Origin of the sequence: Actinopolymorpha sp. B11F2 (genome assembly GCF_040195635.1) — a bacterium.
Lineage (GTDB): Bacteria > Actinomycetota > Actinomycetes > Propionibacteriales > Actinopolymorphaceae > Thermasporomyces.
On the sequence record NZ_JBEFTX010000016.1, the window covers coordinates 173,586 to 181,332 of the forward strand.

8 protein-coding genes and 1 riboswitch are annotated in these 7,747 nt (G+C 67.9%); of the genes, 2 read left to right on the plus strand and 6 right to left on the minus strand.

Annotated features, from left to right (window positions below; translation table 11 throughout):
* Positions 1-14: 14 nt before the first annotated feature.
* Positions 15-629: a TetR-like C-terminal domain-containing protein gene (locus ABN034_RS25895; RefSeq protein ID WP_349693574.1), complete on the minus strand. Its 615-nt coding sequence runs from the start codon at positions 627-629 to the stop codon at positions 15-17.
* 118 nt (positions 630-747) lie between these two features.
* Here ABN034_RS25895 and ABN034_RS25900 point away from each other — a divergent pair, with 118 nt between their 5' ends.
* Positions 748-1,794, plus strand: coding sequence for an aldo/keto reductase (locus ABN034_RS25900; protein ID WP_349693575.1), 1,047 nt, complete (start codon positions 748-750; stop codon positions 1,792-1,794).
* Between the two features lie 424 nt (positions 1,795-2,218).
* Here the strand turns inward: ABN034_RS25900 and ABN034_RS25905 are convergent, their stop codons facing one another.
* The 3 genes from ABN034_RS25905 to ABN034_RS25915 are packed head-to-tail and all read right to left on the minus strand — an operon-like array spanning position 2,219 to position 3,827.
* Positions 2,219-2,635 (minus strand): hypothetical protein, encoded by a 417-nt coding sequence (locus tag ABN034_RS25905; protein WP_349327291.1) that lies wholly within the window; start codon positions 2,633-2,635, stop codon positions 2,219-2,221.
* Between the two features lie 37 nt (positions 2,636-2,672).
* The gene (locus tag ABN034_RS25910) at positions 2,673-3,272 is read right to left on the minus strand and encodes a DoxX family protein (protein ID WP_349693576.1); all 600 of its coding nucleotides are present in this window, start codon (positions 3,270-3,272) and stop codon (positions 2,673-2,675) included.
* A gap of 42 nt (positions 3,273-3,314) precedes the next feature.
* Positions 3,315-3,827 carry a YybH family protein gene (locus tag ABN034_RS25915; protein ID WP_349693577.1) on the minus strand — a complete coding sequence of 171 codons (513 nt, stop codon included), beginning with the start codon at positions 3,825-3,827 and terminating at the stop codon, positions 3,315-3,317.
* Between the two features lie 238 nt (positions 3,828-4,065).
* On the opposite strand from ABN034_RS25915, the gene ABN034_RS25920 reads away from it, so the two are divergent.
* A complete protein-coding gene (locus ABN034_RS25920; RefSeq protein WP_349693578.1) occupies positions 4,066-5,076 on the plus strand; it encodes a DUF4037 domain-containing protein in 1,011 nt (336 codons plus the stop codon).
* A gap of 57 nt (positions 5,077-5,133) precedes the next feature.
* Here the strand turns inward: ABN034_RS25920 and ABN034_RS25925 are convergent, their stop codons facing one another.
* Both ABN034_RS25925 and ABN034_RS25930 read right to left on the minus strand, forming a co-directional pair.
* Positions 5,134-6,288, minus strand: coding sequence for a phosphoribosylaminoimidazolecarboxamide formyltransferase (locus tag ABN034_RS25925; protein WP_349693579.1), 1,155 nt, complete (start codon positions 6,286-6,288; stop codon positions 5,134-5,136).
* Positions 6,289-6,324: 36 nt separating this feature from the next.
* A riboswitch (ZMP/ZTP riboswitch) is annotated at positions 6,325-6,409 on the minus strand.
* 4 nt (positions 6,410-6,413) lie between these two features.
* Positions 6,414-7,319, minus strand: coding sequence for an aminoglycoside phosphotransferase family protein (locus tag ABN034_RS25930; protein WP_349693580.1), 906 nt, complete (start codon positions 7,317-7,319; stop codon positions 6,414-6,416).
* Between the last annotated feature and the right edge of the window lie 428 nt (positions 7,320-7,747).

Here is a 7,747-nt window from a genome sequence, read left to right on the forward strand (position 1 = left end):
GCCAGCGCTCGTCGCTACCGACGGACGTACGCCCCGGCCCGGGCCGCCGCGGCGGTGGCTTCGGCGGCACGATCCGCGGCGGTGGTGTCGAGGGGATCGCCGCCTGTCAGCAGGCGGTAGTAGAGCGGAGCGGAGACGGCCCGGATCACCTCGTGGGCGTCGGTGAGCGCCGGTAGCTCACCCCGGTCGATGGCCTGGTGGACGCACGGCGCCCATTCCGCGACCCGCGTGTCGTAGAAGCGCCGCAGGGCTCCGGCCGTCCGGTCGTCACACGTCGCCGCGGCGATGATCGCCTTGAACAGCGCTCCCTGGCGGCGGTCGCTCAGGGTCCGCTGGACGAGTCGCGCGTTGGCTTTGAGGTCGCCGATCAGCGTGCCCGTCTCGGTGCGGGGCGAGGACTGCTCGGCCATGTCCACCAGCAGATCGGCGACGAGGCTGGCCGCGGTTCCCCAGCGGCGGTAGACGGTCGTCTTGCCCACGTTCGCCCGATGCGCGACGTCGGCGAGGTCCAGGTGGGCCAGACCGTTCTCGGCGAGGGCGTGCCCCGCTGCCTGGAGCACGACCGCCCGCACTCTGGCCGTCCGTCCTCCAGGGCGGATGGTGCCAGGGCCGGCCTGCTCAGCGTCCATAACGGGTCTCCAGTTTCGTTAACGGCGGAGGCGTGCTAGGTTGACCGTGCCCAGCTTAACGGAACTGCGGGACCGTTAGTGGCTGGCTTTCTGTCATGTCGCGGGAAGGAACGTGGTCATGGAATTCAGACGGTTGGGCGGCTCCGGACTCATGGTCCCCGCCCTCAGCTTCGGCGCCGGCACGTTCGCCGGCCAGGGCCCGCTGTTCGGGGCCTGGGGCCAGACGGATGCCGACGAGGCTCGCCGTCTCGTGGACATCTGCCTGGACGCCGGCGTCACGATGTTCGACACGGCCGACGTCTATTCGAACGGCGCGTCCGAGGAGGTCCTCGGCCAGGCTGTCGCGGGCCGGCGGGACCGCGTGATCCTCTCCACCAAGACCAGCCTGCCGATGGGCGACGGGCCCGACCAGGCCGGTTCGTCGCGGTCGCGCCTGATCAGGGCGTGCGAGGAGGCACTCCGGCGCCTCGGCACCGACTACATCGACCTCTTCCAGTTGCACGCTTTCGATGCCGGTACGCCGATCGAGGAGGTGCTGTCCACCCTCGACGACCTCGTACGTACCGGAAAGGTCCGGTACGTCGGCGTCTCCAACTTCTCCGGCTGGCAGGTGATGAAGTCGCTTTCCGTCGCGGAGAAGTACGGCTACCCCCGCTATGTCGCGCATCAGGTCTACTACTCGCTCGTCGGCCGCGACTACGAGTGGGAGCTCATGCCCCTCGGGCTCGACCAGGGCGTCGGCGCACTCGTCTGGAGCCCGCTCGGCTGGGGGAGGCTCACCGGCAAGATCCGTCGCGGCCAACCGCTGCCGGCGCGCAGTCGGCTGCACGAGACCGCGGACTTCGGTCCACCCGTCGACGACGAGCGCCTCTTCGGTGTGGTGGACGTCCTCGACGAACTCGCCGAGGAGACCGGCAAAGCGGTTCCGCAGATCGCCCTCAACTGGCTCTTGCGGCGACCGACGGTCGCCTCGGTCATCGTCGGTGCCCGCAACGAAGCCCAGTTGCGCCAAAACCTCGGCGCCGTCGGGTGGACGCTCACCTCGGACCAGCTGGCGAGGCTCGACGCCGCCAGCGCGCTGACCGCGCCCTATCCGTACTTTCCCTACCAGCGGCAGGAAGGCTTCGCCCGACTCAGCCCGCCGGTGACGGGCGCGTCGTCCTAGGGCCGGACGGGTGCGGCAGGTCTGTCGCCGGACGCGGCGGAAGAAGGTTCGTACGTCGTCGACGAGCAGGTCGGGCGCATCCATGGCGGCGAAGTGTCCCCCGCGGTCGAACTCTGACCAGTGCACGAGGGGTGTGCTCGCGTTCGGCGATCCGCCGGATCGCGGGGTCGGACGGGAAGATGGCGAGTCGGTCGGCACCGGTGGCCTTCTGTCCGAAGCGTCCTGCTGGTCCTCCATCTCCCGCTCCGCCCGCGTCTCGTAGTAGAGGTGTGCCGCGGATGCGCCCGTTCCCGTCAGCCAGTACAACGTGACGTTGGTGAGCAGCTGGTCCAACTCGACGGCAGACTCGGCCAGATCAGTGGCCGGGTCGGTCCACTCCCGGAACTTCTCCACGATCCAGGCGAGCTCGCGTGGGTCGCGTGGGTCAGGCGGTCAGCAGGCCGATGCCGAGGCTGACCACGCCCGCGGCGAGGGAGAGCGCACCGATCCACAGTATCCAGATCAACCGGTTGGGCCCGGTGGCATTCCTCCCGGCGGAGGCGGCGAAGAACCCGGCGGACATCAGGACCGCGGCGACGGGAATACCCAGCCGGGCGGTCCACAACGCCAGCCCGGTGAGGCCGGTGGCGTCTGCGTAGAGCAGGCCGACCAGGCTCAGGATCACGAGGACGCCCGCATGGCCGTGCCCGGCGCGGGCGAACGACTTCTGGAAGTCGGTCATCGGCACTTGGCCGCGGGCGATCCGGGTCATGAACCAGCCGCCGACCTGGATGGTGACGATGGTGAGGAGAACCGCCCCGGCGACCAGCCGGGACTCGGCACTGAGAGCCACGGTTTCCACGGCGTACTCCTTCTGCGAAATCAGGATGAGATGGCGGTCAGCGGGATGCCACGGCTGGCGGTGCGGACTCGGAGCGGCGCAGGTGCCGGCGCAGCAAGCGCCGGATTGCTGTGCTGTCCGCCGACCGGGCGACCCAGACGACGAGGGCGATGTAGAGGATCTGCTCGGGAATCCGCAGCCACAACGGCGTGGGCTCCTCTCCGTTGAACGGCACGCCGGCGACGGCGGCGTAGATGTTCGCGGGAAGCAGGAGGACGAAGAGGGCGGCGAGGCTGAGTCCGGCCGCCCAGCGGGTCGCGGTCAGCACCAGCCCGAGAGCGCCGAGCAGTTCGAGTACGCCGGTCAGGTACACCATCGCGTCAGGGAACGGGACCAGCGGCGGCACCATGCGTACGAGATCGGCGTGGTTGGGCATCACGGTGACGCCCGCCGGGACGAAATGCGCACTCGCGGTGACGACGAGCATGACGGCCATCGCGGGTGCGGCGCTGGCCGGCCAGGTGGCGAATCGGCGGACCCCGAGCGTGCCGAGGAGGCGGAATCCCAGGAGGGCGACCGCCAGGACGAGTAAGACCATGATCTTTCCGTTCGTGATGGGTAGTAGCGCTATCCGCATATGGATACTGACACTATCCATGATGGGTACGGAGAAGGCAAACCCGTTATCCCGGAGCGACCCTCACCCACGCGCCGCCTCAGCGGGCTCATCGCCGGACCCGGGGTCCGTGTGGGGGAACGAGTGATGTTCGTGTGTGACAACCCATCGGCCGTTCTCCTTGCACAGCCCCAGGGTCAGCCGCAGCCGGTTCTCGGGATCGTCGGCGAACTCCTGCGGTGTTCCACACCGCAGCAGGGCGTACGCGAATGCGATGTCCTCGCCCGCGGTGATGTGCAGGGACTCGATCTCGAACGAGGCGCCTTGACGCTGCCATTCGAAGAATCCCGGCCAGGTCTCGCGGTAGGCATCGATGCCGTGTACGCCTGCGTACGGTGGCGGCACGTCGAACATCACGATGTCGTCGGTGTGGTCGGCCAGGACGCCAGCCAGGTCACCGGTGTGGACCGCGTCCGCCCACCTTTCGATCAGCGTGCGGACTGTTCCTCGTTGGTAGGCATGGTCGTCGATCCTTCCCAGCTGATGCTGTGTTGAGGTTCGGTCGCTACTACAACCCGCGCAGGGACGAGAAATCATCGCGGCGGCCCGAAAACCGATCTCGATCGCATCGAGGAACGATCATGGTTGCCCTCTCGCGTCCCCGGTCATCTCCTGATCGGAGGAAGAGCGGACCTGCGGTGACCCCTGCCCTGTCGGCTGACGCTCCGTGGTATCCACGGTGTGGGCACGTGGCATGACGCCCGTGCCGCAACGCCCGTGCCGCAACGCCCGTGCCGCAACGCTCGGCGGCACACGTCTTGAGGAGTGCACTCTCGTGTCTGCGTTCGTTCCCGGCCTGGAACTGAGCCGGCGGTTCTATCAGGAAGCCGTCCGGCCGATCCTGGACGCGGAGTTCCCCGGTCTTCCCCACAGCGCGGCGCTCCTCGGCCGCGGCTCGGAGGTCCTGGGCTTCGACGACGAGATGTCGGGGGACCATAACTGGGAACCGCGCGTCCTGCTCTTCCTGCGGGAAGAAGACCACGCCCGCCACAGTGAGGCCATCGACGAAACGCTGCGTCAGGGAGTACCGCCTCGGTTCCAGGGCCATCCGACCGACTACGGGATCCACACGCTGCGCGGCTACTTTCGCCAACGCCTGGACGTCGATATCGACGGCGAGATCGGTGCGCGCGACTGGCTGACCTTCTCTGAGCAGGGCCTTCGTATGGTCACCGCCGGAGCGGTCTATCACGATGAGGTCGGACTGCAGAACGTCCGCGACCGCTTCGCCTACTATCCGCGTGACGTGTGGTTCTACCTGCTGGTGGCGGGTTGGTGGCGCATTCACCCGGAAGCCAACCTGGTCGGCCGGGCCGGTTCCGTGGGAGACGAGCTCGGATCGGCGCTCATCGGATCGCGGCTGGTGCTCGATCTGATGCGGCTGTGCTTCCTGATGGAACGGCAGTACGCGCCCTATTCGAAGTGGTTCGGGACGGCCTTCTCCCGGCTGGCCTGCGCCGCCGAGCTGTCGCCGATTCTGTGGCAGGCGCTTCAGGCAGAGACGTGGCCGGAACGCGAGAACGCGCTGATGGCTGCCTACGAACAGGTCGCAGCGATGCACAACGCACTGAACATCACCCCACCCGTGCCCACCGAGGTGCACCAACTGTGGGACCGTCCTTTCAAAGTGATCTGGGGCGACTTTCCCGGCGCGCTCGGTGCCCAGATCCAGGACCCTGCGGTGAAGCGCATCGCCGAACGATGGCCCGCCGGCGGCGTCGACCAGTTCAGGGACCTTCTGCTGGCTCCCGGTCACCGCAGCCTGCTGCTCCACCTGTTTGAGTAGGTTCGCGGCACGAGGCTTGCGCAAGCTGGTTTGGCCTCCGCGGAGACCTCGGCGTCCTCAGTGGTGGAACAACCGGAGGCCGGTACGGGCGAGAGCGATCTGATGCTCGCGGCAGGCGTCCTCCACATCGGTGGAACGGATCGATCCGCCTGGCTCGGCGATGTAGCCGACGCCGTGCCGGTGTGCATGGTCGACGTTGTCGCGGAACGGCAAGGCGCCGTCCGAGACGAGCGCGACCTCACTCAAGCCAGTCAGCCACTGCCTGCGTTGGGCGTCCGTCAGCGCGCGTGCGGGCTTGGAGAGTGCGCTCGCCATTCGCGTACTCTCGTCCGGTGTGAGGTCGCCCTCGATGAAGCGGATCTGCCAGTTGATCCGGTCCTGACGCCGGATGGACGGTTGGAACGCGAGCGCGCGGACCTCCGGGTGGCGTCGCAGCCACCAGGTGTCGGCCTTCGCGCCGGCCAGGCGGGTGCAGTCCACGCGGGACTGCTGGCCGGCACCGATCCCCAGGGTCGCCCCACCACGCAGGTAGCACACCGAGTTGGACTGCGTGTAGCGCAGGACCGCCAAGCCCAGCAGGAGATCCGCCGCTGCCGTCGCGGGCAGCGCACCGCACACGACGTTGTCCAGCAGCGTCGTGGAGAGCGTCACCTCGTCGCGTTGCTGGAACAGCCGCAGGCCGAACACGTCCCGTGCCTCGCACGCAGGGGGTCTGTAGGTTTCGTCTGCTTCCATGACCAGAAAGCGGCCATTCCGTTTCTTGCTGAGCGTCGCGACGGTGCCGGGGGCATAGCCGGGAGCGACGATGCCGTCGCAGACCACGTTGGTCAGCAGCGTGGCGAGTTCGGTGTCGACCGGGTGTGAGACGGCGGCGAAATCACCGTAGGAGGATTTCGGGTCGGCGTCGCGGGCACGCACGTACGCGCTGGTGAGCGCGCCGACCTGCTCGCGGTCGATGGCGTAGAGCTCGGCGGTGACGTCATCGACGGGTCCGGCCACGGCCGCGCCGGCCGGCGAGACGTGCTTGAAGGAAGCAGCCGCTGGTCGGTGCAGGGCTCGGCTGGCCTCCAGCACCAGTTGCCAGCTGTTCAGCGCGTCCAGCATGTTGATGAACGACGGGTTGCCCTGCAGCACCCGGACCGGCCACTGGCCGGGGCGCACTGGCGCGGCGTTGGCCGCCTGCTGGGGGTTGATTCCGTAACGCAGATCCACGGCGTAGCCTCCTGGGTGTCAGCCGGACATCACTGACGGAGGCGCCCAGGCGGTCGACGCATCACGCGGGAAACGGCCGCTCCCTGGTGGTTGTCCACCTTCGCCAGTTGCGGCCAAGCCGAATCTTACCCGGCGAGGATCTCCTCCAGAACGAACGACGCGACCGCCGGCAGGCCGTCGCCGTCGCGAACTGCCCAGGCGCAAACGACCAGGGCCTTCCAGAGCGCCCAGCCTTGTCCACGCTGCCAGGTCGCCTCGTCCACCTCCAGCCGATCGCGGAACGCGGCCCGGCTCTTGCCGGTCAGCATCGTCCAGGCGATCGCCAGGTCGCAGGCCGGGTCTCCGACCCCGCAGGTGCCGAAGTCGATGACGGCCGCGAGCGCACCGTCCTTCACCAGAAGGTTTCCCGAGGCGATGTCACCGTGGAACCAGACCGGCCGGTTGTCCCACGAGGCTCGCAACGCTCGTTCCCAGATCTCCTCGGCGGTCTCGGTCCGGATCAGACCGTCCAAGGTCTCCAGAGAGGCGCGGGCCCACCCGTCATAGGTCGTCAGTGGTCCGCCACGGAACCAGTTGTGCAGTCCCGGGCCCGGTCCGCCTGTCGGGTCGACCCGCTGCAGGGACACGAGGAACTCCGCCAGGTCGATGGCGAACGCCGTCATGTCCTCGACGACGGCACGGTCGGCTGGTTCGCCACCGAGCCACCGATAGATCGACCAGTCGTGCGGAAAGCCCTTATCGGGTACGCCTCTGGCCAGCGGAACCGGGATCTCCAACGGCAACGCGGGTGCGAGAACCGGCAGCCACCGGTGTTCCTTCTCCACCGCCAGCGCGTACTCCTCGGCAGTCGGCAGCCGCACCAGCATCTCGTCACCGAGGCGGAAGGTGCAGTTGTCCCAACCCTGCGCGTCGACCGGCCGGACCTCGAGATCGGCCCACTGCGGGAACTGCGCGGCGATCAACCTGCCCGCCACCGCGGCGTCAACCGGCTTCCGGTCCGGTAACGGCAGGACCTCGGGCGTCTCGTTCATCGGGGGCCGAACGTACGACGCCCCATCGGAGCACCGCAAGCCGTTTTCCGATCGCCCCGAACTCGGCTCCGTAGTCCCATGGGCTCTACGTGGGCGGCGTACCGAGAACCATGATCGTCATCGGTCTCCCATCGGTCGTGGCTGCCGTTAGCCATGACCAGGGGGTGGGTCCGAGGTCGTCGGCGTCGGCGCTGGTGGCGTCCTTGACGTTGGTGATGAGTGCCCGGCTTCGTCTGAGGGGCGTGAGTCGGAGGGCGTGGCTGAGGATGTCTCTTAGAGCCTGTTCCTGAATCTAGATCCTTCCGTGTGACCTTGATTTCCGATCTTGACTCGATCTGACGAGTTGTCGGCTGAGGAGCCGGATCGCAGCCCATCTGACCATTGATTCGTGGTGTTCGGGTTGGCGTTCGTAGTCGCGGGCGCAGCGG

Coding starts and splice junctions, on each gene's coding strand:
- ABN034_RS25895 (WP_349693574.1), bottom strand. CDS start 629: ATGGACGCTGAGCAGGCCGGCCCTGGCACCATCCGCCCTGGAGGACGG.
- ABN034_RS25900 (WP_349693575.1), top strand. CDS start 748: ATGGAATTCAGACGGTTGGGCGGCTCCGGACTCATGGTCCCCGCCCTC.
- ABN034_RS25910 (WP_349693576.1), bottom strand. CDS start 3,272: ATGGATAGTGTCAGTATCCATATGCGGATAGCGCTACTACCCATCACG.
- ABN034_RS25915 (WP_349693577.1), bottom strand. CDS start 3,827: ATGATTTCTCGTCCCTGCGCGGGTTGTAGTAGCGACCGAACCTCAACA.
- ABN034_RS25930 (WP_349693580.1), bottom strand. CDS start 7,319: ATGAACGAGACGCCCGAGGTCCTGCCGTTACCGGACCGGAAGCCGGTT.